Here is a 406-nt window from a genome sequence, read left to right as displayed (position 1 = left end):
GTGAAGTCGTAACAAGGTAGCCCTAGGGGAACCTGGGGCTGGATCACCTCCTTACTGACGCTATTTTTGCGAGTGTTCACACAGATTGTATAGGTTGAAGAATTAAAGAGGATATGTACCCAAACATATCGATGCGTCCCATTCGTCTAGAGGCCTAGGACACCGCCCTTTCACGGCGGTAACAGGGGTTCGACTCCCCTATGGGACGCCACTTTATAAACATTCTTTCGAGTGTGGTTACAAAGTGGCTTGCCTCATGGCAAACACATGCTCTTTAACAATCTGGAAAGCTGACAAGTCATTCTTTAAGAATGACAGTAAAGTTCTCAATCAGTGACATGTAATGTCACTCACACAATCAAGTGTGCTTGGGCTTTGTCTTATTTGATAAGCAAAGTCTCTATTT

The 406-nt window shown here is 44.3% G+C and carries 1 tRNA gene and 1 rRNA gene; both read left to right on the top strand.

The features are described from left to right. Window positions 1-54, top strand: a 16S ribosomal RNA gene (locus BZG25_RS16105); the annotation flags it as partial. Between the two features lie 81 nt (window positions 55-135). Beyond that, window positions 136-211: transfer RNA gene (locus BZG25_RS15755), tRNA-Glu, on the top strand. The last annotated feature ends 195 nt before the right edge of the window (window positions 212-406 follow it).

It is taken from the genome of Salinivibrio sp. ML198 (genome assembly GCF_001996015.1).
Taxonomy (GTDB): domain Bacteria; phylum Pseudomonadota; class Gammaproteobacteria; order Enterobacterales; family Vibrionaceae; genus Salinivibrio; species Salinivibrio siamensis.
Note: the sequence above shows the minus strand (reverse complement) of the source record. Positions and strands in the feature narration are given on the sequence as shown.